The sequence below is a fragment of the Arenibacter sp. S6351L genome (assembly GCF_023016025.1).
GTDB classification, from domain to species: Bacteria; Bacteroidota; Bacteroidia; order Flavobacteriales; family Flavobacteriaceae; genus Arenibacter; species Arenibacter algicola_B.
The window spans coordinates 76765-99524 of record NZ_JALKBB010000008.1 but is presented as its reverse complement, the minus strand read 5'-3'; the positions used below and the strand labels follow the sequence as shown (position 1 = coordinate 99524).

Genomic DNA, 22760 nt, shown 5'->3' with positions numbered 1-22760 from the left:
CTTCATGTGTGGGCATTAAGTGTTCCAAACACCTATACTTAAGGGCCAATTATTATAAAATACAAATTCAACGGACTACCTTTATAGTATTCCCTGAGCTATTAGATAAAATTTATGTTATTAAAATCGGAAATTAAGGAGAGACAGGACGTAAACCTATTGGTGGTTAGCTTTTACGCCAAGATTAGGGAGCACCAAATATTGGGGCCCATTTTTAACGGTATAATCAAAGACTGGGACAGTCACTTGGAATTATTGACGGATTTTTGGGAGAGTCAATTACTCTTAAAACGAAAATATATAGGCAACCCTATTGCCGTTCACCAGGAGGTGGACAAGAAAATGAACCATACTATCACCCCGGAACATTTTGGACTTTGGCTAAACGAATGGTTTGCCACTATTGATGAGCTTTTTGAAGGGGAAGTTGCGTGGATTGCAAAGAATAGGGCCCAGAAAATGTCCACAATGTTATATATGCACATTTATCAACACAGAAACAAGGGCAATTAAGCCCTTGACTTTACCAAGTTCCCCTTGGATTGCCAAAAAATCAACAGCACCGCTAAAGGGATCAATATACTTCCACTTGCCAGAAAGATTGAATAATCTTCGAACAGCGGCCAACCCAACCATGCGGCCATTCCCCTATAAAATATAAGGGTTTCGGTAAGCAGAAAACCGCCCAAATACAATGTAATGGCCATTTTGGACAGTTTTATCAATCCAAAAAATTCCAAAAAGAAAAATAATCCTATGCTAATGACCCCCAAAAAGGTCCAATGCAAATAGCCAATAGTAAAATCCAAAACCGCTGCGGCCAAATTTGCAAAGTAGGGCCAAGCGGTAAGCCATTGCAAAATCATTTTAACCAACAATAGGAAGGCAACCAACTTTAAAACATTCAACTGAAGTTGGGAAAGGGCCGATTTCAATACCATCCTGTTTCCAAGGCAGATGTTTATCAGAATACCGAAGCCTATTAGTTGTAATACAGCGCCCAAACCCCCCAAAACGTAATATATCTTTGAAGGTCCTGTCCACAGGGTAGACAGAAAGAAACTCAGAATAATTCCCAGAACCGTAGTAAGGAAAAAGTACCTAAATGTCTTAGTGGAAATATTAATTTGAAGTTGTTCCAACAAATAAAAAAAGAGCCCCATAAGTGCCAATATCATCCATCCGTTATACTGAAAGTGTAAATAGAAATAAATGGCCAGTCGGTACCATATGGATTCAGGCCCTAAAACCGTCATAATAACACCTAAACACCAAGGACCAACACTGGATCCTATCATAAACCAAAGAGCATACTTCACACAGCTATAGGCCTTTGTCCCCTTAAAGGATTGAGGAGCGTATTTGATAAAAAAAGCGGAAAACCAATAGGAAGCCAAAAGGAATAGAGTGGAGAATATTATGGAAAACAGGGCATACCCTTGAAAGGGAAAGGATAACAGCATCCCTAGCAAACAGATCTGCGTAAACCAGAAAATCCTGCGGTACTTCCTATCCAAACCCTGCTTGTCCAAAAAAAGATGGTACAACAAGGTGGCCAGTGCAATATAAACCCAGCCCAAAAGTGCTATATGGGAATGTGTATGCACTATAAACCGGTAATTGATGGGCATTGGGGCAACTACAAACGTCCGCAACAACACACCAAGTAAGGCAGCCAATAAAAAATAGCCTAGGGATACTTTAATATGGGTTCTGGTAGCAATCACGCAATATCATGTAATTCGGCTAAAGGTACTACTAAAAATCTTTTCTTTTGGCTACATATGACAAGCGCCAAACCGGGATTACCGTCCATAGGAACAACATAATAATAGACACAAAAAGTCCTAGGTTGGTCCCAAAAAATTGCTTAAAAATAGCTCCTGTGTACCCCAATAAAGCCGAAATATCCAGTTTTAGTAAAATTAAGGTCCTGGATAGGTCTATTGGATTAAACAAGGTGGCAAGCAAGGAAAGGTTATCCAAGGGGTATTCCTCAAAAACGATCAATGACATTAGAAAGAGTCCGTCATAAATTACGGCCAAAAACAACCAGGCCAGGACGGCATACCCAAAACCTTTTATCTTATTTTCATTGGACAGGGCAATATTAAAGGCAATAGCAGTAAAGATCAGTGTTAAAAATGCACCCGTAATCAATAATAGCGAAAAATCCCATATGGCATTGCTTTGGAACAGTCCGTATAATGTAAAAGGAATACCCAGACCCAATACCAAGCTCACCGTCAACGAACCGGCAACCCCAAAATATTGGCCCAGAAAAATAGACGATCTTTTAATGGGCTGTGCCAAAAGGAGTTCTGTAAATTCCTTGGAGTTGTAGAAATACATTACGCCAAATATGGTCCCTATAAGGGGTACCAGAACAATAATAACGTTCATTAGGGTAATAACGGCCTTGGAGAGCTCATTGTTCAAAAACAACAGTACAAAGCCCAACAACAGATAGAACAGAAAATAAACGTAACTCCAACGGCTACGCATAAGGTCGTAAAAACTATATTTTAATATCTTAATCATGGTTGCTGTGGGTTGATATTGCCGCAATGGCGTGTTCAAAATTGCTTTGTCCGGTTTTGGTCTTTAATTCCGCAATGCTGCCCTTAAAGTAAATTTTACCTTCTAACAGATATACGATATGGTCGGAAACCTCTTCTACAAACTGCATAATATGGGAGGTGATCAAAATAGTCTTTCCTTTTGCCTTTTCTTCAGAAATAAGTTCCTTGAGACGGATCATTGATAAGGGATCCAGGCCATTGGTAGGTTCGTCCAAAATAATCAAGGGACTGTCGAACATAAAGGTCAATACAATATTTACCTTTTGTTTGGTACCTCCGGATAGGTTGCTCAATTTTTTATCCAAGAATGGCTCCAATCCAAATAGGCCGATCAACTTTTGTTCGTCGCTCGGTTTTTGCCTAATATCCTTTATCATTGCTATTAATTCCTTGACCTTTAGGTTTCCTGGGAAATTGGCAATTTGGGGAAGGTAATTTATGTCTTGGCGATACTTCCACTTATTTCTAACAGGTGAATCCATTACAGTTATAGCCCCTTTATTGGGAATTACCATCCCTAGCACTGTTTTGATCAAGGTTGTTTTACCGGAACCATTGGGTCCCAGGATAGCAAAAATACCGCCCTGATCAATATTGAGTTCCAATCCGGCCAATACCACATTCTTACCAAATTTCTTATGAAGGCTTTCAACGTGTATCATTTAATTTTTTTCATTAAGGGTTTTGCATCAACTAATTCATCCGGGGTGAAAACAGGGGAAACTTTTTCCGAAAAATCGATAATATCCATAAATAAACTGCGAAGTAGAATAATAGTTTCGGGGGTTCTGTTTACGATATAGGAAAATAATTTTACCGGTCTGTAGGGAATATCGCCAGTGCCGTTCCTATCCAGATCGTAACCTGTATAGTCGCTCCAAAAGTTTTCCTCAAAAATATTATCGTTCAAATTGCTGTTGTAGGCCAGATCAAAGGAGTTGTACATAAAGTTATTATGGATAAAGGTATTGGAATAACAGGCTCCACGTACTTTTATGGCCCATCCATTTTTTATGAAATTATTTTTTGAATAATTTATCCTATTAGAGCCTTCAATACTTATACCCACTGTATTTTCCTCAAAGGTATTGCCTGTAATTTCTGCATCATTGATCTCTTTTAACAACACACCAAAGGAAGTGGTTCCCCAATTCTTTTTAAAGGTATTTCCCAACATTTTTATCCTTTTGGAAAACATGACCGCTACCCCTGCCCCGTTGTTCTCAAAGGTATTGTCCTTATAAATGTCATCATTGGAGAACATAAAGTGCAGCCCATAACGAAGGTTGTCCGAACTAATGTTGTTTTCAATGGTGATATTGTCCGAGAACTCCAGGTAGATACCATCCCTTACATGTTGAACAATATTGCGCTCCACAACTATATTCTGTGAATACCATAATTGTATGCCATTCCCTGAATTATACTCGTCCACGGCATCCCCGATGATCTTATTATGATATACCCTGCCGTTTTTGCTCTTCTCCAAATAAATACCGAAAAACAGCTTTTCCAGCACCACATTCTGTATTAAAAAGTTTTCGCTCTGCACCACCCTGATAGCGGCATAATCTGCCGTATAACTAGTACCAACATTTATGATGAACAGGCCATCTATGGTTACATTGTCCGAAACTATGGTTATAATCTCCCCATTATCTTCGCCATCAATTACGGGATAGTTCTCCCCGATAATGGTCAAGGGTTTGGTTACTTGGATATTGAATTCCTTGTACGTTCCTTTTTTGATCAAAAGTGTATCAAAATCGGCAGCTACGGCTATGCCTTCCTTTATGGTTTTCACCTCACAGGATACGCAGACCGTGATGGTCCCAGCCCGTAAATGATTAGCAAAAAGCAATAATAGAAAGCAGTAAAGTACTCCTATCCTTCCCATTATCTAATAATCAGAAATTTTGAATTTTCTTCGGCCGATACCCAATGCGGCACGTTTTTGGGAAAACTAAAGTGTTGATGCCCACTTATGAAATAGGATTTGCCATTGATATGAAAGATTATCCTTCCTTCCAAAACAATCAATTGGGCATCCGTAGGGGCGGTGTGTTCCGGGAAAATGGCATCCTTTTCCAAGCTAATATTCAAAATCTCCAAAGCATCTGTTTTCACCAATTTATTTACCTGAAGTTGATTGTATTCCTGATTTTTTATCTCATCACTAATGGTGTACATAGTCATTATTTTTTTAGGCCAATTATTTCCCTACACCTATAAATGGCAGAAGAAAAATATAAGCCTGTTCTTATTTAGCTTCCAAAGCAAACCCATGGGCTGCTTTTTGGATGTCTATAATTGAAATCTTAGTTTTAACTGTTCCCAGGTCAATAGGTCCCCCTCATAAGTCATTAGTGCATCCACTGCTGCTTGTTCCGTTTTAAAGGCCGTTAAAAATTCGCCCATGGGACTGGGAATGCGATCGCTGATCAGATAGGTAGCTTTTGTTGCATTTATCAATTCCCCAGGCTGATTGTAATCATTGACCAAATAAAGGGCTACTTGCTCCTGGTCTATGTCCTTAAGGTGATTCATCATACATTCACTGGAATCGAACTTAAAGGCCTTACCCTTATCCGTAACAATTTCAGCTGCATGTTGCCGGTCTACAATGGTCATACTACAAAAATGACATCCATCAGATCCATAGGCAATAGGTTTAGGACCAACATTGCAGGAAACTGCCAACAATAAAAACAAAAACACAACTATTCTGTAGTTCGCCATATATTAAGTACTAAAAATTATGCAGCTACCGCTTTTTTTAATTGCTGTTTTGCCCCTGATTTCTTGCTCTTCCAACCAATATAGGCCGCTACCAATGTAAGTGACATTCCAACAAACATCATATAGGCACCAATACTTGGAAGGGATGTAACATCAAAATTCAACATTTTTTGATATCCCAACAAGGGTGGTTTATAAGTCATAGGGGTTCCATCCTCATTGATAACCTTTATAATGGCATGTGGATCCAAGTTGGAACCGTAATCCGTAAGCCATTCATTAAAGTCGTACATACCCAGAACGCCCAAAACGGACATCAAGACAAACCAGCCCAAAAACCATTTAAAATCCACTTTTCCAAAGAATCCCAATAGTCCTATAAGCACTCCAAGTACCACCATTCCAATGATAACCTTGGGAAAAACACCAAATTCCCACATTTCCCCGGATTTTGGAATAGTCTTCATACCAATATAGTGATTTAATCCGTCTATATTCTGTAAATCAAATTCAGAGACACCCTCTATTCCCGAAATATGAATATTCATGCCCAATGGTTCTGGATATTGCGGTGCCCCCAGCATAATGTTCCATAGAGGAAAGGCAAACAATCCCAATAAAAATAATGGGCCAATGATCATTATTATACTTGCATTTTTCATTTCTTATCGTCATTTTATTATTTACAAATCGAAAAATGTATTGGATGGTTGTCCCCTTCTTCAACTTGTTAAAAAAGCGGGCAGTTTCTTAAACCAGACCCGCTTTTCATCTTAAAAACTAATAATAAGTAATCTTATTCGCCTAGGGACCAGGATAGCTCTATGTTGGAATTTGCTGGTGAAACCCTAACATAACCCTGCATCTCTTGGTGAAGTGCAGAACAGAAATCGGTACAATAGAACGGCCATACCCCAACTTGCTTAGGTTCCCAAATTATTGTCTTGGTCTGACCCGGCATAACCAACAATTCGGAGGTGTTGGCACCTATTACGGCAAAACCGTGTGGTACATCAAAATCCTGTTCTTGATTGGTTATATGGAAATATACTTTGTCGCCTACCTTGACACCTTCAATGTTATCAGGGGTGAAATGACTTCGTATGGTGGACATGTAAATATGTACATCCTTTCCATCACGAACAACCTTGGCATCAGCTGGCCCTAAGGTAGCATATGGGTGTTTGTTTTCTGCCAGCTTATAGATCTTTTGCGATTTTGGCGCTAGGATCTCAGCAGGGATTCCTGCCGCATAATGTGGCTCTCCATGAGTTGGGAAATCATAGATAAGTTCCATTTTATCCCCTGAAATATCGTACAATTGGGCAGAATGCTCCAATTCCGGACCTGTGGGCAGATATCTATCCTTGGTAATCTTGTTCATGGCTACCACGTATTTACCAAAGGGTTTTCTGGAGTTACCACCAGGTATCATCAAGTGGCCAACAGAATAGTAGGTAGGTTTTCTGTCGATGACTTCCCAAGTTCCCAATTTCCACATCACCACCTCTGAGGAGATAAAGAAGGTAGTATAGGCATTACCCTCACCGTCAAATTCGGTATGTAATGGCCCAAGACCACCACTTTTTACAGTTCCGGCAAGTACGTCCTCAAATTTTAGGATAGGAATGCCATAGGCTTCTCCATCAAACTTTTTACCCTCAATGGCAGCGATCATTTTATCAAAAGAGTGTACTGTTAAATCTGCCGACAGCTTTCCGTTACCAATAATATATTCGCCAGAAGGATCTACATCACAACCGTGAGGTGATTTTGGAGTGGGTAAGAAAAATACCGCTCCAGGTATTTTGGTAGGATCTACGGTCAACACCTCTTTTTTCATAGTTGAAGTGGCTGTATGTGTAGACTCATCATATACGTTATGAGCGTAATTTGCAGGCATTTTTGTACCTCCTCCATTGTTTACGTATTCTTCGATTTTTTTCCAGTTTATAGCTGCAATAAAATCCTTGTCATTTTGAGATGCGTTAACCTCTAAAAGCGAGTTAGCTTCTTCAGTATTATAAGTGGTAAAGAAGAACCAACCATGAGATTTTCCACGTCCAGGATGTGATAGATCATAGTTAAACCCAGGCATCAATATTTGGAATTTAATATCCATATGACCATGTTCCGGATCTACACTAATAAAGGATAAGGCGCCCTTAAAATTGCCCTTGTATTCCTTAATTGGCATATCTGCCTGAGGAACGGGTACTGAAAAACGGGTTCCTGCAACGACATATTCGGTGTTTTCGGTAATGAAAGACGAACTGTGGTTACCGGCACTATTGGGTACCTCAATGATTTCCTCTGTTTCAAAGGTCGTAAGGCTTATCCTTGCAATCCTTGGCGTGTTGTTTCCGTTTATGAATATCCATCTTCCATCCAATTCACCATTGGTTTGGCTAATATCCGGGTGGTGGGAGTCATCCCATGGCACAAAACCAAAAGAGGTGTTCAACATTGGCTTGGTCTCCTCTGAATAGCCGTAGCCTGAGGTGGCAAACTGAGAGAACACGGGGATTTCCTTGAACATACGTCCAGACGGCAGGCCATAAACTGTTAGGTTGCCACTATATCCCCCGGACATAAAAGCGTAAAACTCGTCATGTTCCCCAGGGGCTACATAGACTTTTTCGGCATTGCTCGAATTCAATGCTCCGGAAGAACCTTTGCCCTGGTTGCCGTTACCGCAACTAGTCAATAGGGCGGCAAAGCCCAGGAGTCCTAATACTAAATAGGTATGCTTTTTCATTGTTTTTGATTTAATTGATTATTGAGTTCTATAATTATTCTGTTGGGGGCAACATTACTTTGTCTACCACATGTACAATTCCGTTGCCCGCAGGTACACTGGCCAAAATTTTGGCACCACCGACCAACACATCGTCTCCTACTACCTCAACCGTGGCGTTCTGATCATTGGCCTGCCCCAATTTTTTAAACTTCATTAAGAATTCCTTGCTGTAATTACCAGCGGTAACATGATATTTTAGAATATTGGCCAAAGCATCTTTGTTCTCCGGTTTTAAAAGATCCTCCACAGTACCTGCAGGTAGTGCGGCAAAAGCCTCATTGGTAGGGGCAAATACCATTAGGGGACCTGCATTTACCAAGGCGTTTTCCAATCCTGCGGCCTGGACCGCTGCCACCAAAGTAGTATGGTCGGGGGAACCTATGGCAATCTGCAGAACATTGGGCGTGGAACCATCATCGTCGATAAAGGCCTGGCCCTGTTTTTCAACTTCCTCCGTCCCAGCTTTATCCTGAGTAGGGGACGTTGCCGTCTTGGGTTCGTTTTTACAACTGAACAAAACGCTCAACATAAGAAACGATAACATAAATGATTTTAAATTGGTTGTCGGGAACATAATACTATGTATTTATTATAAGGTTCTAAAGTATTCCAATACTGCTCTGGCCTGTTCTTCGGTAAGACCTTGATTGGCCATAGGAGCACCGTTAAATTCGGCCAACAAAGCTTTTGCCAATGGATCTTCCTTAACCATACCTTCAGGATTCAGGATCATGTTCATGACCCATTCAGGGCTACGTCTTTCCAAAACACCTTTTGGGGCCGGCCCTATGAATTTTTTATCCACCCTATGACAGGCCAAACACATTTGGTTGTAAATTTCTTCACCTTTTTTAGCCATCTCTTGATCTACTTCGGCCGCCAAGCTTATCGAGGTAATTGGCCCCACTCCTTTGTTTGTTAGATCTACGGTCTCAGAGGGTTTTGTATCTGTTGCCGCAGGCGCTGGTGCAGGTTGTTCCGTTGTGGTTTTTGCCCTGTCCACACTAAAACCTTCTTTTTTCTTTTCTTCCTTACCTCCACAGCTCATCATTAAAACTGAAAAAAGAACTGCGCTACTTTTTAAAATTATTTTCATCACTTTATTTTTATTTGTTGTTTATAGGTCGTTTTTAAATATTCGTAATATTGATATTGATCGTTGTTGCTTAGAAAGATTTATACATAATTTGCGATTTTTAACAATTTATTGGGACAAAATTAGGTTGCCATTGAAACAAAAAACATGATAAAAATCATATTAAGGATAAAATTGTCCTTTTTTTTACCTTTTTATCGGAATGAAACCTATAACAGCGTTCTTATTTTATAATAACTCCCTGAGTTAAACCCTAAACAATTGTTTTTCAAAACAATGCCCCTTCAACCCCATAGATAAAATAATTCCCGGAAACCGGGAATTGGCTCGGCAGTATCTGTCTTTTAAATCTTTTACATATCTTAGTAAAAGCAGTTAAACAGAAACATTGGTACTATTGGTCCCGAAAATTTTAGGGCCATTTCAATTTACTTTCAATCTTAAAATTGAAGGCCAAGTTTGGGATAAATAAGGTTTGGAACAATATGGAAGGGTTTATTGCCATTTTACATTTAACCAGAACTTTTTAATCCTCTATTATTTTATTATTAATCGCGGCCATGGTCTTAACAAAATAAGCTTGGGCCCAATTGTGAACCCGTTTTTTATGGCCAACTACGATATTAGTATCGATAAGGAAAAATTCATTTTAAGTCCCGAGGATATTGCTTCCTTGGATATTGTTCCCATAGGCAATCAGCAATTTCATGCCCTAAGGCACAACCGCTCTTATAAGATCAAAATCTTGAATACCGATTATGCCAACAAAACTATGACCATAGAGGTAAATGGGGATAGTTATGCAATGGTCCTAGCAGATGAGTATGATCAAATGGTAGACAAAATGGGATTGTTGACTACCAAAACCCATAAAATAAATAATATTAAGGCCCCCATGCCCGGACTCATTATAGATGTTATGGCCAAGGTAGGACAAAAGGTAGAAGCGGGCACCCCGCTGATTGTGCTATCGGCCATGAAAATGGAAAATATCATCACTTCCCCGGGAGAAGGCGTTGTAAAGAATATTGAAGTCAATGTTAATGATGCAGTTGACAAAGGACAGCTAATTATTGAAATGGAATAGCCTTAGTATGGAGATAAAAAAAATATTGGTAGCTAACCGGGGAGAAATAGCTTTACGCATCATGCGGACGGCGCAAAATATGGGAATAAAAACAGTAGCGGTCTATTCTGATGCCGATCGGGAGTCGCCCCATGTAAGATTTGCCGATGAAGCAGTGCATTTGGGAAATTCACCTTCTTCAGAATCTTACTTGAATATGGACAAAATTGTGGAGGCAGCCTTACAGACCAAGGCCCAAGCTATCCATCCAGGTTATGGGTTTTTAAGTGAGAACACCGTTTTTGCCCAACTGGTAGCCGATAACGGAATTACCTTTATAGGCCCTAAACCCCATGCCATAAAGGTTATGGGCAATAAATTGGCAGCCAAGGAGGCTGTAAAGGCCTACAATATTCCCATGGTACCTGGAATTGAAGAATCCATTACCGATATTACCCTGGCCCGGAAAGTTTCCGAAGAGATCGGGTTCCCCATTTTAATAAAAGCCTCCGCCGGTGGTGGCGGTAAAGGAATGAGGGTGGTGCAACAGCCATCGGAATTAGAGGAGCAAATGGAACGTGCCATTAGCGAGGCCAAGGCAGCCTTTGGAGACGGTGCCGTCTTTTTGGAGAAATACATTGAATCTCCCAGACATATAGAAATCCAGATATTGGCCGATAATTTTGGCCATATTATACATCTTTTTGAAAGGGAATGCAGTATACAAAGAAGACATCAAAAGGTAGTGGAAGAAGCTCCATCGGCCATATTGACCCCAAAAATAAGAGCCGCCATGGGAGAAGCTGCCATAAAAGTAGCCAAGGCCTGCGACTATGTAGGGGCAGGAACGGTGGAATTCCTCTTGGACAGTGATAAAAATTTCTATTTTTTGGAAATGAACACCCGCCTACAGGTAGAACATCCTGTAACAGAACTAATTACCGGCATAGATTTGGTGGAACAACAGATCAGAATTGCCAGAAATGAAAAACTGGCATTTTCACAGGAAAATTTAAGTATAAAGGGACATGCCCTGGAAGTTAGGGTCTATGCCGAAGATCCATTGGACAATTTTCTACCCAGCATGGGTACTTTGGAAACCTATAGGCGTCCGGAGGGCAAAGGAATAAGATTGGATGACGGTTTTGAGGAAGGTATGACCATACCCATTTATTACGACCCCATGTTGGCCAAATTAATTACATATGGCAAAGACAGGGAAGAAGCCATTCAACTAATGATCAATGCCATATCGGAATATAAGATAAAGGGAATATCCACTACCCTAGCCTTTGGGAAGTTTGTCTGTGAACATGAGGCCTTTACTTCCGGGAATTTCGACACCCATTTTGTTAAGAATTTCTATACTCCGGAACTGCTGCACCAACAATATACAGAGGAGCGTGAAATTGCAGCTATGGTAGGATTAAAACTGTTCTTGGAGCACCAGGAGCAACTAAAGCTTCCCGCCTATAAAAACTCCAATTGGTCCTTTAAAAGAACCAAGAGATAAACGCCACATGGACCAAAATTTTTAAATGGCAAAAAGTATTACCTAATGAAGGAAAACATAAAAACACTGGAAGATAAAATTGCCAAGGCAAAATTGGGTGGCGGCCAAAAACGTATTGAAACCCAACATTCCAAAGGCAAGCTTACTGCACGTGAACGAATTCATTTTCTGTTGGACGAAGGTTCGTTTGAAGAATTGGGTACCCTGGTAACCCATAGGACCAAAGACTTTGGTATGGGCAAACAAATATTTTATGGAGATGGGGTAGTCACGGGTTATGGAACAATTGCTGGTAGACAGGTCTGTGTTTTTGCTCAGGATTTTACCGTATTTGGAGGTTCTCTTTCCGAGACCCATGCCGAAAAAATATGCAAGGTAATGGATATGGCCATGAAAATAGGAGTGCCCATTATTGGATTGAACGATAGCGGCGGCGCAAGAATACAGGAAGGGGTAAGATCGCTTGGCGGCTATGCCGATATCTTTCACCGGAATGTAATGGCCTCCGGGGTTATTCCGCAAATATCCGCCATTATGGGCCCTTGTGCCGGGGGAGCAGTCTACTCCCCGGCTATGACCGACTTTACCCTGATGGTGGAAAATTCAAGCTATATGTTCGTCACCGGACCCAATGTGGTTAAAACTGTGACCAATGAAGCCGTTAGTTCCGAAGAATTGGGCGGGGCAATGACCCATGCCACCAAATCCGGGGTCACCCATTTTACAGCGGAAAACGACTTGGAGTGCATTGCGCAGATTAAGGAACTCATTGGTTTCTTGCCCCAAAATTGTGAGGAAGTGCCACAGCCACTCCCCTATTCCCTAAATACCGAGATCCGGGAAAAGCTGGAAACCATTATACCGGAAAATTCCAATCAGCCCTATGATATGAGGCATATCATCAATGAAATCATAGACGATTCCCCATTCTTTGAGGTCCATAAGCATTATGCCGAAAATATAGTCGTGGGCTTTGCCAGATTGGCGGGAAAAAGTATCGGGATCGTTGCCAATCAGCCCATGAGTCTTGCCGGGGTCTTGGATGTAAACAGTTCCAAAAAAGCGGCGCGATTTACCCGTTTTTGTGATTGTTTCAATATTCCGCTTTTGGTATTGGTAGATGTTCCCGGATTCCTGCCAGGTACCGATCAGGAATGGAACGGCATAATAACCAATGGTGCCAAGCTGCTCTATGCCCTTAGTGAGGCCACGGTTCCCAAAGTAACCGTTATTACCCGAAAGGCCTACGGTGGCGCCTATGATGTGATGAACTCCAAACATATTGGGGCCGACCTTAACTATGCATGGCCCGGTGCCGAAATTGCGGTAATGGGTGCCAAAGGAGCTAGTGAGATCATCTTTAGGAAAGAAATAGATTCTGCAGAGGATCCCGAGGCCAAACTAAAGGAAAAAGAGGAGGAATATGCCGATAAGTTCGCCAATCCGTATAGCGCAGCGGAAAGAGGGTTTATAGATGAAGTAATCCTTCCCAAGGATACCCGCAGGAAATTAATAAGAGCCTTTGCGCTGCTGGAAAATAAAGTGGTGCATCTGCCAAAGAAAAAACACGGTAATATACCTTTGTAATCTATTGCTGATCACTTAGCGTAATTTTGAATCGATAACAGAACATGAGCAACTTAGAAGAACTAATACAATTATTAACGTTGGAAAGAATCAATGACAATACCTTTGTGGGACAAAACTATCAGGCCCCCTGGGGCAGGGTTTTTGGGGGACAGGTTTTGGGTCAGTCATTGCACGCCGCCTACCAAACAGTCTCCGATGATAAGATGGCCCATTCCATGCACGGCTATTTTATTCTGGGGGGAGACCTGAGCATTCCCATTACCTATGAAGTAGATTGTCTGAGGGACGGACGTAGTTTTACCACACGTAGAGTGGTAGCAAAACAAAACGGCAAGGCCATATTTAATATGGCAGCATCCTTTCAGGTCAAGGAAGATGGTGTGGAGCACCAGATCACCATGCCCAATTTAATTACCCCCAAAAAGTTGATGAACAGCTTGGAGCAAATTGAGGAAATGAAAAAAACGGATCCGGACTCCTATAATCTTATAAAGCTTACCCATCCCAAAGTATTTGAATTTAAGCCCGTTGAACGGTTAACCTCCCTACTTGCCAAAGACGGCCCGCCATTCAACCATATGTGGATGCGCGCTACGGAAAAGGTAAATGCCGATTTGCCCCTACAGCAACAATTATTGGCCTATGCCTCCGATTACAACATTCTTACCACCGCCTCCCTCCCCCATCGCGAAGAACTTAGAAAGGGAAAGACCTTTTATGCCAGTATAGACCATGCTATTTGGTTCCACAGGAATTTTAAAATAGACGAATGGCTTTTATACACTATGGACAGTCCCAGTGCCTGTAATTCCAGAGGTTTTTCCAGGGGCAGTATTTTTGACAGAAATGGTGTTCTGGTAGCCTCTGTGGCACAGGAAGGGTTAATGCGCAACACTCAGATAGGTTAATACTATTAATAGGCTCCTGTAATTAACAAAGCACTTTTCACCTATTTGGAAAGTGCTTTGTTGTATTAAATTCTTAGGACTGCCCAGTACCGGACAAATCAATACCCTTACTTTCTCCATGGGTTGGATCTTGGACCAATCTTGCTTGGGCCAATTATTTTCGGACTAAGATAGACCAACTGCAATCTGCCAAACTACCATTAACATCCTTGAAACACTATTTGTGTTTAGTACGTCAACTGCGGTTTATCCTTGGTAAATAACCATTCATCCGAACAAAAATTCCCCATTCGTTTTTTAACCATTTTTTCTCCCTTTTAACCACTAAATTTCTGTTTAGGGCAAGGCTGGTCGAATTTTGCCCTATAACATTAAATAAAAGATATGAAGACATTATTACTCGTTAAAGAAATTTATGCCGAAGGATTCAAAAACCTAGGAAGCATTATTGTCAGAAATTATTTCAAAGCTTTCTTATGGTTCAGTGTAGCTATGTTTGCCGTAGTATTGTACGCTTTCATTTTTAGACTGGTAACCGGATTTGCTTGGGACTAATTAAGAAGAAATGCATTAATTAATATGAAAGGCATGCAGTATTTAAGGGAATTATTGGTAGGAAAAAGTGATGGAATCGAGGTTCCAATGACACTAAAATTGTTATTGATCTTGGTCTTCCTTTGCTTTTTCCTTGCCTTGTTCTCGATCCTGCTATATACCTTTGAATAGTATTATTTTGTTGCAAAAACATTAGGTTCTGCAAACTTTCAATTTTACACTATTTTTTTAATGTTATGTAGTTCCCCCACTTGAACAATATAACCTTGACAGATGTTTTTTTTGATGTTGATCCAATGATAAGTTGCTTTTAAATAAATTATGGATATTATCCAAAATATTGGAAATATTCCATAATTTAGCATACCTTTTTTTGGTGTGCAATGAACAAGACAATACTTCATTTGGATTTGGATACCTTTTTTGTATCCGTAGAGCGACTTCAGGACAGTAAATTGGAGCATAGGCCCATACTCGTTGGTGGCGTTAGCGACAGAGGCGTGGTGGCCGCCTGCAGCTACGAGACCAGAGGTTTTGGGGTGCATTCCGGCATGCCTATGAAAATGGCCAAAGAACTCTGTCCGGAAGCCATTATCATAAAAGGGAATGCGGGAACCTATAGCAAACATTCGGATATCGTAACCGATATTATCAAAGAGCAGGTACCAGTCTTCGAAAAATCAAGCATAGATGAATTTTATGCAGATCTTACGGGAATGGACCGGTTTTATGGTTGCCACCAATATTCTACCGAGCTACGCCATAAAATTATCAAGGAAACCGGACTTCCCATTTCCTTTGGCCTGTCGGTAAACAAGGTAGTATCCAAAGTAGCCACCAATGAGGCCAAACCCAACAATGAACTGAAGATAGATATAGGCCACGAGAAACCTTTTTTAGCGCCCTTATCCATTAAAAAAATACCTATGGTAGGTGACAAGACCTATCAGACCCTAAGAAATTTGGGGTTACGGCAAATAAAGACCATTCAAGAAATGCCCATGGATATGATGCAGCGGGTATTGGGTGCCAATGGGGGCGTAATATGGAAGCGGGCCAATGGTATAGACAACACCCCTGTCATCCCTTTTTCCGAACGTAAATCCATTTCCACCGAACGTACTTTTGAGAGGGATACCATAGATGTCATTAAACTGCGGGGAATCCTTATTGCCATGACCGAGAATCTGGCCTATCAGTTGCGGAGGGGAAAAAAACTTACTGCCTGCATTGCGGTAAAAATTCGCTATTCGGATTTTAATACCTATTCCAAACAATTAAAGATTCCGTATACCAGTGCGGACCATATTCTGATTCCCAAGATTTTGGACCTGTTCAATACACTTTACAACAAAAGGCTGTTGATTAGGCTTATCGGTATTCGTTTCAGTCACTTGGTTCAGGGCAACTACCAGATAGATCTATTTGATGATACCGAGGAAATATTAAACCTATACAACGCCTTGGACAAGATTAGGGAACGCTATGGGGACAAGAGCGTTATAAGGGCCTCTGGTATGGATGCCAAGACCATTGGCAGAATGCAGAATCCGTTCAACGGCCAACCCCCTATTGTATTGGCACATAGGAAACAGTGAGGCTGTGTTTAAAGTCCAAAGTTGGAAAGTTCAAGGTTCAAAGCCGTTTCCGTCATTGCGAGCAAAGCGCGGCAATCTGTTTATTGCTGTGGCGGTAAAAGGTGATCAATAGTGAGAAAAAAGAACCTAGCATCTGGAGACTAGATCTTAGACGTTCAAAGTAGTTGCCGTCATTGCGAGCCAGTCTGCCGCCTAGGCAGGCGCATCGCGGCAATCTGTTTATTGCTGTGGTGGTAAAAGGTGAACAGTAGTGAGAAAAAAGAAACTAGAATCTGTAGACAAGATCTTAGACGTTCAAAGTAGTTGCCGTCATTGCGAGCCAGTCTGCCGCCTAGGCAGGCGCAGCGCGGCAATCTGTTTATTGCTGTGGTGGTAAAAGGTGAACAGTAATGAGAAAAAAGAAACTAGAATCTAGAGACTAGAGACTAGAGGATATAAATCGAAAGTCATTTAGGGGATTCGGCCTACATAACTGCAGGCAGGCCTGTCTACCGGCCTCTAGGTAGACGTAATAGAAATCGTAGTAGACAGCAAAAATTGCAATCACGCTAAAAAAGGCTCCTTCCCCTAACTAGGGGAAGGTGGGTCCTCAACTATCAGGAGAGGAGACGGAAGGGGTGCCAGCTTATGGTTTAGGAAATAGGTTTATTAAGTAGTAGTGAGCATCCTGTATTCAAAGATCTTTAACTTTAAACTTTCCAACTTTGAACATTCAACTTACGTTTAGGGAATATTCAAATACTTATGGGTCTGTAGGGACACTTTCCACTTGGGGTTTTGCATAACATACTCTACGATCCAAGGAACAACCTTGTCCCTTACGCTCCATTCCGGCTGCAGGTACAAAATACAATCCTTATTGGTCTTGGCCGCCTGTTCCTCGGCAAAAATAAAGTCGTGCTTATTGTACACGATCATCTTTAGTTCATGCGCCTTGTCATAGATAATCCCTTCTGGCAACTTGTTCTTTTTAGGGGACAGACAGATCCAGTCCCAGGTTCCCGAAAGCGGATAGGCTCCGGAAGTCTCTATATGGGTCTTAAGGTTTTTAGCCTTTAGAGCTTTCGTTAGGGGCCCCATATCCCAGGTAAGGGGTTCTCCCCCGGTAATGACTATGGTATCGGAATATTTGGCCGCATTGGTTACAATATGGTCTATCCCTGTTGGAGGATGGGTTTCCGCATTCCAACTTTCCTTTACATCGCACCAATGGCACCCCACATCGCAGCCGCCCACACGAATAAAATAAGCCGCGGTCCCCTTATGGAAACCTTCACCCTGAATAGTGTAAAACTCCTCCATTAGAGGCAGCATAAGGCCTTGATCTACCAACGCTAAAACATCTTCTTTTACCATGGCGCAAAGATAGAAAATACCCCGCTCTGGCACTACTAATTAAGAAAAAGATATTTTGGCAATCCCTAACCCCTGCTTTTCAATTAAAATTGTAAATTAAATTTTTATAACTGCCCGAAGAATGAACCTTAGGTTTGCGTTTGTAAGCAGAAGGAGATAATGCTGATGTAATCAACGTAATTGTGCTATTGCAAAAGCAATTAAGGGACAAATTAAGGTGAATCCAAAATTTGTTTAAAAAAATAGCGTACTACAATAACAATTAAACCTAATTGCCAGGCAAGCTTACTTAAGAAAATTCCCTAGTGGCAAAATAGGTGGCAGGACGGATTTTCTATTCGGTTTGTAATTGCTAAATTAGGCGCTTGAATATTGCCATTAATTGTATACAAACAGATTTTCACCATATTAAATAAAAACAGAAGTTAATAATGAAAAAGATTGAAGTTGTTGCTGGAATAATTCATTTTCAAAATCAGATTCTTTGTGTTCAAAGACCAAAAAACAAACTTCAATATATTTCAGAGAAATTTGAATTTCCTGGAGGAAAAATTGAAAAAGGCGAAACACAAAAGGAAGCTTTGCATAGAGAATTAATTGAAGAATTAAATATTTCTACAAATATCAAATCCCATTACCTAACTGTTGTTCATGAATATCCAGATTTTGAACTAACAATGCACAGTTTTATTTGTGAAGCAGAATCCAAGGAAGTAACGCTTCACGAACATATTGGTCAAGAATGGTTAACACCTGATGAACTTAAAAAACTCGATTGGGCAGCGGCTGATATTCCAATAGTAAATAAATTGGTAATGAATGGATAAACTAACTCAAATTTTCAGTGCCAGTTTACAAACAGGGTATGTGGATAAAACCGTGTTATCAAATATTGATTATCAACCAGAGTTACTGGTCAATAAAAAAAATCCACCTAAGAAGGTACTTTCAACTATTATTCATGAACTTGAAAATTGTAGTAGGTTTTATATATCCGTCGCATTTGTAACGACAAGTGGAGTTGCAACAATAATCAACAAGCTTAAAGAACTTGAAAACCGAAATATAAAGGGCGAAATTCTAGTCTCTCAATATTTAAACTTCACACAACCTGAAGCACTGAAAAGATTAGTCCAGTTTAAAAACATAGACCTAAGAATTGCAACTTCAGGAAATGCGCATGCCAAAGGATATATCTTTAAAAATAATGAACATTATAATCTAATTGTTGGCAGCAGTAATTTAACAGCCCAAGCCTTATGCACCAACAAAGAATGGAATATAAAAGTCTCCGCACTAGATGAAAGTGGACTTGTTGAAAAAGTACTATCTGAATTTCAAGCAGATTTTGAAAAAGGAACACCTGTAACGGAACAATTTATTTCGTCATATGATGAAGTATATAAGAAGCAGTTTCTATCAGAGAAGCAAAACAATATTGAAGGATTCATTGAACCAGAAACCAATATAACTCCAAATTCAATGCAAAGAGAAGCATTGAAAAATCTACATAATTTACGAGCGGAAAATAAGAAAAAAGCTTTGATAATTTCTGCAACGGGAACAGGTAAGACTTATTTATCCGCATTCGATGCCAAAGCCTTTGAACCAAAAAAATTATTGTTTGTAGTACATAGGTTAACCATTGCAAAAGATTCATTAAATACATTTAGAAGTGTTTTCGGCGAGGATAAAACTATGGGTTTGTATTCGGGTGAAAATAGGGAATTAGATAAAGATTTCGTGTTTTCAACAATTCAAACTATATCCAAATCGACAGATCTAGAAAACTTCTCGAAAAACCATTTTGATTATATTATTATTGATGAAACCCATAGATCAGGTGCAGATTCTTATTTACGGTTGATAGATCACTTTGAACCCAAATTTCTTTTAGGAATGACAGCCACTCCTGAAAGAACTGATGGTAATGACATATTTCAATTGTTTGACCACAACATTGCCTATGAAATTAGACTAAATAGGGCAATGGAAGAGGAAATGCTCAGTTCATTTCATTATTATGGAGTAACAGATTTATCAATTGACGACAATGCCATTGATAATAAGTCGGACTTTAACCTATTGGTTTCCAAAGAAAGAGTTGATAGGATCATCGAGCAGGCAAATTTTTACGGTAGTGATAATGGAATAACTAGAGGCCTAATTTTTTGTTCAAGAAAGGATGAAGCTATTGAACTATCTACTTTATTTAATTTAAAAGGCTATAAAACAGTTGCTTTGACGGGTGATAGTTCTGAACAAGAAAGAGCTTATTCCATAGAAAAGTTAGAATCCGATAATTTGAATGAAAAACTAGATTACATTTTTACGGTTGATATTTTCAATGAAGGGATTGACATTCCAAAAATCAATCAAATTATTATGCTTCGCCCAACAGAATCAGCAATTATCTTTATTCAACAATTAGGGAGAGGATTAAGAAAGGTTGATGGAAAGAGCTATTTAACCGTTATAGATTTCATTGGTAATTATGAAAATAATTATCTCATCCCTATTGCATTGTATGGAGATACATCCTACAACAAAGACTCCTTGCGCAAATTAATTACCGAAGGTAGCCGGATGATTCCTGGGTCTTCAACTATTAATTTTGATGAAATCACTAAAGAAAGAATATTTCAATCCATTGATTCTGCGAAAATGCAGTTGTTATCGGACTTGAAAAAAGATTATAACCTTTTGAAATTCAAGTTAGGCAGAATTCCAATGATGATGGATTTTATTGAACATGGTTCTAGAGACCCTTATTTATATGTTAATTATTCCAATTCCTATTATAATTTCGTTGTCAAAGTCGAAAATGAACATCACTTTAAATTATCGAAAAAGCAGGTTAAACTTTTGGAGCTATTCTCCAAGGAAATAAATAATTCTAAAAGAGTTGAAGAAAGTTTAATTCTGAAAGAATTGATACTAAAAAAAGAACTGGATATATCAGAATTCAAAAATATTATTTTTAACCTTTATAAATATACCCCAAGTACTGAAACAATAGAATCTTGTATTTCCAATATAAACTTTTCTTTTGTTCGAAAAGAAGAGAAAATCATCATCAAAAAAGGAAACTTTTTAAATTTCTATCCCGAATTTCTGGAAACTTTAAGCAATCCTACTTTTAAACTTTTTTTAATAGATTCTATTAATTACTCCATTGAGACTTTTAAAAACTCGTATAAAGAAGAATACTATAAAAACGGACTAATTCTATACAATAAATATAGCCGTAAAGATGTATGTAGATTATTGAATTGGGAAAAAGATATTAGCAGTACTATATATGGTTATCGCACAAGATCTGGGGCCACTCCATGTTTTGTTACATATCATAAATCTGACGAGATAGATAGTACGATTAATTACAACGACCATTTTATTAATCCGTCTACTTTTGCATGGGAATCAAGGTCAAATAGAAAACTTGAAAGTAATGAAATAAAGGAGGTAATAAATTCAAATCGAATTTTGTTATTTATAAAAAAGAAGGATGGCGAGGGCACGGATTTTTATTTCATGGGTGATGTATCTATAATCCCTGATTCGATTGAACAAAGTTACATGCCCGATTCTAAACTACCTGTCGTTCATTTTAAATTTCAACTTGAGCAACCTGTTATACCTAGTGTATACCATTATATAACTAACGGCAAAGTATTAAATCCAGTCAATAAAGATGTCTACATTGAAAACAAAGTGTCTGAATCATGGGATAAAAACAAGTCCAAGAACCTCATCCCCCTTTATGATTTCTACGCGGCAGCTGGGACATTTAGTGAAATGCAGTCAGAAAAAGATTTCACATTAATCGAAGGACCAGAAAATATTATCCCAAACAACGATTATTTTGCCTGTAAAGTAATTGGTAAATCAATGAATAGAGTAATCCCAAGTGGTTCAATATGCTTATTTAAAACATATACGGGAGGAACTAGAAATGGTAAAATTGTTTTAGTGGAAAACAGGGATATTCAGGATAAAGATTTCAATTCCGCTTTCACTGTTAAAACCTATTCAAGTGAAAAAGTGATACATGAAGATAGTTGGCAACACACTTCAATTGTCCTAAGGCCAAATTCATTTGATAATTCGTATAAAAACATAATAATAAATGAAGAAAACAGTGAAGAGATGAGGGTTATTGGAGAGTTCGTCAAAATATTAAAATAAATAAAACCAGTTGTCCGCTTCTATAGTGAACGTGACATTCGAGGTGTTACCTTACCTAAAAAAGTAAGCAAACCCCATGATCAAAATAATAAAAGCAAATATTGCGCATTCCGAATTAATCGCGGAAATAGGAAAACAAGCCTTTTGGGAATCTCACGGACACAGCGCTTCAAAAGAAGATATTAACAGCTTTATTTCAAAAACCTATAACAAGGCGGCCATTAATAAGGAATTTGAGAATACAAATATCCTATACCATCTGGTCTCTTTCAATGATAAAATTGCAGGCTTTTCAAAAATTGAATTAAGCACTTCCAACGTTAATATTAAGGATCCAAACATTACTAAACTGGATAGGCTTTATCTTTTAAAAGAATTTTATGGGAAAAATTTAGGTGCAAAGCTAGTCGATCTTAATATTGAATTATCTAAACAAAACCATGAGAAAGGTATTTGGTTGGCTGTTTGGAAAGAGAATCAAAAAGCACTGAACTTTTACTTAAAAGCTGGATTTAAGATTGTTGGGGAGTTTAATTTTAAAATATCGGAAACACACTCCAACCCCAACCACATCATGTATCTAAAATACTAACCCTATTCCCTTAAAATTCAATAGTTAGGGGAGTTCTATTGAATTGTAATGGCTAAGGGGGCTAAGACTGCCATTATGCATTACACTTATTTTCAATTATTTTTGATTTATGAAACGAGTATTGACCAAATTAATTTTTGCATACACTGCCAATAATTATCGCGAAAATACAACTAA

22 protein-coding genes are annotated in these 22760 nt (G+C 39.2%); 11 read left to right on the top strand and 11 right to left on the bottom strand.

The window, feature by feature from the left end:
* Positions 1 to 114: 114 nt before the first annotated feature.
* A complete protein-coding gene (locus MWU82_RS08835; protein WP_247096128.1) occupies positions 115 to 513 on the top strand; it encodes a group III truncated hemoglobin in 399 nt (132 codons plus the stop codon).
* Here the strand turns inward: MWU82_RS08835 and MWU82_RS08830 are convergent.
* The 10 genes from MWU82_RS08830 to MWU82_RS08785 form a co-directional block, all read right to left on the bottom strand.
* Entirely contained in the window at positions 510 to 1727 is a 1218-nt protein-coding gene (locus tag MWU82_RS08830) for a hypothetical protein (protein WP_247096127.1), read from the bottom strand. The genes MWU82_RS08835 and MWU82_RS08830 overlap by 4 nt on opposite strands.
* Before the next feature lie 31 nt (positions 1728 to 1758).
* A complete protein-coding gene (locus tag MWU82_RS08825; protein WP_247096126.1) occupies positions 1759 to 2541 on the bottom strand; it encodes an ABC transporter permease in 783 nt (260 codons plus the stop codon).
* Positions 2534 to 3244 carry an ABC transporter ATP-binding protein gene (locus tag MWU82_RS08820; protein WP_215945986.1) on the bottom strand — a complete coding sequence of 237 codons (711 nt, stop codon included), beginning with the start codon at positions 3242 to 3244 and terminating at the stop codon, positions 2534 to 2536. Before MWU82_RS08820 ends, MWU82_RS08825 begins: the two co-directional genes overlap by 8 nt.
* A complete protein-coding gene (locus MWU82_RS08815) occupies positions 3241 to 4479 on the bottom strand; it encodes a nitrous oxide reductase family maturation protein NosD (RefSeq protein WP_247096125.1) in 1239 nt (412 codons plus the stop codon). Before MWU82_RS08815 ends, MWU82_RS08820 begins: the two co-directional genes overlap by 4 nt.
* Complete coding sequence (locus MWU82_RS08810; protein ID WP_247096124.1) at positions 4479 to 4772, bottom strand: cupin domain-containing protein; 294 nt, start codon at positions 4770 to 4772, stop codon at positions 4479 to 4481. Before MWU82_RS08810 ends, MWU82_RS08815 begins: the two co-directional genes overlap by 1 nt.
* Before the next feature lie 114 nt (positions 4773 to 4886).
* Entirely contained in the window at positions 4887 to 5321 is a 435-nt protein-coding gene (locus MWU82_RS08805) for a nitrous oxide reductase accessory protein NosL (protein WP_215945989.1), read from the bottom strand.
* A gap of 17 nt (positions 5322 to 5338) precedes the next feature.
* Positions 5339 to 5983 (bottom strand): hypothetical protein, encoded by a 645-nt coding sequence (locus tag MWU82_RS08800; RefSeq protein ID WP_215945990.1) that lies wholly within the window; start codon positions 5981 to 5983, stop codon positions 5339 to 5341.
* A gap of 134 nt (positions 5984 to 6117) precedes the next feature.
* Complete coding sequence (gene nosZ, locus MWU82_RS08795; protein WP_215945991.1) at positions 6118 to 8079, bottom strand: Sec-dependent nitrous-oxide reductase; 1962 nt, start codon at positions 8077 to 8079, stop codon at positions 6118 to 6120.
* A 34-nt stretch (positions 8080 to 8113) separates the two neighbouring features.
* Positions 8114 to 8695 (bottom strand): fasciclin domain-containing protein, encoded by a 582-nt coding sequence (locus MWU82_RS08790; protein ID WP_247096123.1) that lies wholly within the window; start codon positions 8693 to 8695, stop codon positions 8114 to 8116.
* A 15-nt stretch (positions 8696 to 8710) separates the two neighbouring features.
* A complete protein-coding gene (locus tag MWU82_RS08785; RefSeq protein WP_215945993.1) occupies positions 8711 to 9217 on the bottom strand; it encodes a cytochrome c in 507 nt (168 codons plus the stop codon).
* Positions 9218 to 9824: 607 nt separating this feature from the next.
* Here MWU82_RS08785 and MWU82_RS08780 point away from each other — a divergent pair.
* From MWU82_RS08780 to MWU82_RS08750, 7 genes are all read left to right on the top strand, one after another.
* Positions 9825 to 10304 (top strand): acetyl-CoA carboxylase biotin carboxyl carrier protein subunit, encoded by a 480-nt coding sequence (locus tag MWU82_RS08780; protein ID WP_247096122.1) that lies wholly within the window; start codon positions 9825 to 9827, stop codon positions 10302 to 10304.
* 13 nt (positions 10305 to 10317) lie between these two features.
* On the top strand, positions 10318 to 11796 hold the full coding sequence (gene accC / locus MWU82_RS08775) for an acetyl-CoA carboxylase biotin carboxylase subunit (RefSeq protein ID WP_247096182.1): 1479 nt from the start codon (positions 10318 to 10320) through the stop codon (positions 11794 to 11796).
* Between the two features lie 45 nt (positions 11797 to 11841).
* Positions 11842 to 13383 (top strand): acyl-CoA carboxylase subunit beta, encoded by a 1542-nt coding sequence (locus MWU82_RS08770; protein ID WP_247096121.1) that lies wholly within the window; start codon positions 11842 to 11844, stop codon positions 13381 to 13383.
* A gap of 44 nt (positions 13384 to 13427) precedes the next feature.
* A complete protein-coding gene (locus MWU82_RS08765; RefSeq protein WP_247096120.1) occupies positions 13428 to 14294 on the top strand; it encodes an acyl-CoA thioesterase II in 867 nt (288 codons plus the stop codon).
* 384 nt (positions 14295 to 14678) lie between these two features.
* The gene (locus MWU82_RS08760) at positions 14679 to 14849 is read left to right on the top strand and encodes a DUF6747 family protein (RefSeq protein WP_170126329.1); all 171 of its coding nucleotides are present in this window, start codon (positions 14679 to 14681) and stop codon (positions 14847 to 14849) included.
* Positions 14850 to 14882: 33 nt separating this feature from the next.
* The gene (locus MWU82_RS08755) at positions 14883 to 15020 is read left to right on the top strand and encodes a hypothetical protein (RefSeq protein ID WP_157730612.1); all 138 of its coding nucleotides are present in this window, start codon (positions 14883 to 14885) and stop codon (positions 15018 to 15020) included.
* 212 nt (positions 15021 to 15232) lie between these two features.
* The gene (locus tag MWU82_RS08750; protein ID WP_215945997.1) at positions 15233 to 16447 is read left to right on the top strand and encodes a DNA polymerase IV; all 1215 of its coding nucleotides are present in this window, start codon (positions 15233 to 15235) and stop codon (positions 16445 to 16447) included.
* A 723-nt stretch (positions 16448 to 17170) separates the two neighbouring features.
* Here the strand turns inward: MWU82_RS08750 and MWU82_RS08745 are convergent.
* Entirely contained in the window at positions 17171 to 17803 is a 633-nt protein-coding gene (locus MWU82_RS08745; RefSeq protein ID WP_247096119.1) for a 7-carboxy-7-deazaguanine synthase QueE, read from the bottom strand.
* 431 nt (positions 17804 to 18234) lie between these two features.
* On the opposite strand from MWU82_RS08745, the gene MWU82_RS08740 reads away from it, so the two are divergent.
* The 3 genes from MWU82_RS08740 to MWU82_RS08730 all read left to right on the top strand — a co-directional run bounded on the left by MWU82_RS08740 (position 18235) and on the right by MWU82_RS08730 (position 22583).
* A complete protein-coding gene (locus tag MWU82_RS08740) occupies positions 18235 to 18630 on the top strand; it encodes a (deoxy)nucleoside triphosphate pyrophosphohydrolase (protein ID WP_247096118.1) in 396 nt (131 codons plus the stop codon).
* A complete protein-coding gene (locus MWU82_RS08735; protein WP_247096117.1) occupies positions 18623 to 21991 on the top strand; it encodes a DUF3427 domain-containing protein in 3369 nt (1122 codons plus the stop codon). The genes MWU82_RS08740 and MWU82_RS08735 overlap by 8 nt, the downstream gene beginning before the upstream one ends.
* A gap of 76 nt (positions 21992 to 22067) precedes the next feature.
* On the top strand, positions 22068 to 22583 hold the full coding sequence (locus MWU82_RS08730; protein WP_247096116.1) for a GNAT family N-acetyltransferase: 516 nt from the start codon (positions 22068 to 22070) through the stop codon (positions 22581 to 22583).
* Positions 22584 to 22760 lie beyond the last annotated feature (177 nt).

Excerpts from the sequence above, each read along its gene's own strand:
- MWU82_RS08810 (WP_247096124.1), bottom strand. The coding sequence starts at position 4,772 with ATGTACACCATTAGTGATGAGATAAAAAATCAGGAATACAATCAACTT.
- nosZ (WP_215945991.1), bottom strand. The coding sequence starts at position 8,079 with ATGAAAAAGCATACCTATTTAGTATTAGGACTCCTGGGCTTTGCCGCC.
- MWU82_RS08735 (WP_247096117.1), top strand. The coding sequence starts at position 18,623 with ATGGATAAACTAACTCAAATTTTCAGTGCCAGTTTACAAACAGGGTAT.
- MWU82_RS08785 (WP_215945993.1), bottom strand. The coding sequence starts at position 9,217 with ATGAAAATAATTTTAAAAAGTAGCGCAGTTCTTTTTTCAGTTTTAATG.
- MWU82_RS08815 (WP_247096125.1), bottom strand. The coding sequence starts at position 4,479 with ATGGGAAGGATAGGAGTACTTTACTGCTTTCTATTATTGCTTTTTGCT.
- MWU82_RS08820 (WP_215945986.1), bottom strand. The coding sequence starts at position 3,244 with ATGATACACGTTGAAAGCCTTCATAAGAAATTTGGTAAGAATGTGGTA.
- MWU82_RS08765 (WP_247096120.1), top strand. The coding sequence starts at position 13,428 with ATGAGCAACTTAGAAGAACTAATACAATTATTAACGTTGGAAAGAATC.
- MWU82_RS08750 (WP_215945997.1), top strand. The coding sequence starts at position 15,233 with ATGAACAAGACAATACTTCATTTGGATTTGGATACCTTTTTTGTATCC.
- MWU82_RS08790 (WP_247096123.1), bottom strand. The coding sequence starts at position 8,695 with ATGTTCCCGACAACCAATTTAAAATCATTTATGTTATCGTTTCTTATG.
- MWU82_RS08780 (WP_247096122.1), top strand. The coding sequence starts at position 9,825 with ATGGCCAACTACGATATTAGTATCGATAAGGAAAAATTCATTTTAAGT.
- MWU82_RS08800 (WP_215945990.1), bottom strand. The coding sequence starts at position 5,983 with ATGAAAAATGCAAGTATAATAATGATCATTGGCCCATTATTTTTATTG.
- MWU82_RS08730 (WP_247096116.1), top strand. The coding sequence starts at position 22,068 with ATGATCAAAATAATAAAAGCAAATATTGCGCATTCCGAATTAATCGCG.
- MWU82_RS08760 (WP_170126329.1), top strand. The coding sequence starts at position 14,679 with ATGAAGACATTATTACTCGTTAAAGAAATTTATGCCGAAGGATTCAAA.
- MWU82_RS08755 (WP_157730612.1), top strand. The coding sequence starts at position 14,883 with ATGCAGTATTTAAGGGAATTATTGGTAGGAAAAAGTGATGGAATCGAG.
- MWU82_RS08825 (WP_247096126.1), bottom strand. The coding sequence starts at position 2,541 with ATGATTAAGATATTAAAATATAGTTTTTACGACCTTATGCGTAGCCGT.
- MWU82_RS08770 (WP_247096121.1), top strand. The coding sequence starts at position 11,842 with ATGAAGGAAAACATAAAAACACTGGAAGATAAAATTGCCAAGGCAAAA.
- MWU82_RS08740 (WP_247096118.1), top strand. The coding sequence starts at position 18,235 with ATGAAAAAGATTGAAGTTGTTGCTGGAATAATTCATTTTCAAAATCAG.
- MWU82_RS08835 (WP_247096128.1), top strand. The coding sequence starts at position 115 with ATGTTATTAAAATCGGAAATTAAGGAGAGACAGGACGTAAACCTATTG.
- MWU82_RS08745 (WP_247096119.1), bottom strand. The coding sequence starts at position 17,803 with ATGGTAAAAGAAGATGTTTTAGCGTTGGTAGATCAAGGCCTTATGCTG.
- MWU82_RS08805 (WP_215945989.1), bottom strand. The coding sequence starts at position 5,321 with ATGGCGAACTACAGAATAGTTGTGTTTTTGTTTTTATTGTTGGCAGTT.